The 497-nt window shown below is 62.8% G+C and carries 1 pseudogene; it reads left to right on the top strand.

The annotated features are described in order from the left end of the window. Positions 1–63 precede the first annotated feature (63 nt). A pseudogene (locus CRD60_RS08390) lies at positions 64–497 on the top strand (DEAD/DEAH box helicase); the annotation flags it as partial.

Below are 497 nucleotides of genomic sequence, written 5' to 3' on the forward strand. Positions count from 1 at the left end.
CGCGAGTCCCATGCGCGTTTCGCTGAACGTGCCATGAGACTTCGCCGTCGCAGTGAGAGGGAATTGACGAAAGCACGCGCGAAGGCGACGTCGATTGCCACCCAGTTTGAGCGAATTGTGCTGGTACTGGAGGCTTTGGGATACCTCGGTACGGGTGGGGATACTGTCACGGACGCTGGCCGGATGCTTTTGGGGATCTATTCCGAACTCGACTTGGTGACGGCTGAGGCACTTCGGCGAGGCGTCTTTGACGGCCTGGATTGTCCGCAGTTGGCGGCGGTGTTGTCGCCCAGCGGTCACGAGTCGCGGCCGGGGGACCGGGGCCACCTTCATCGCATGCCCGATGGGAAGAGCGAAGCGGCGGAGTCACAACTGCGGGCGGTCCGAGCCGAAATTGGTCTGCTCGAGCGTGACCACCGCATTGAGCGTCCCCGAGATCTCGACATTGGTTTTGCCGAGGCCAGCTATGCATGGGCTGCCGGTGCCGGTCTGGACAC

Origin of the sequence: Bifidobacterium aemilianum (genome assembly GCF_003315635.1) — a bacterium.
In the GTDB taxonomy this organism is placed as follows: domain Bacteria; phylum Actinomycetota; class Actinomycetes; order Actinomycetales; family Bifidobacteriaceae; genus Bifidobacterium; species Bifidobacterium aemilianum.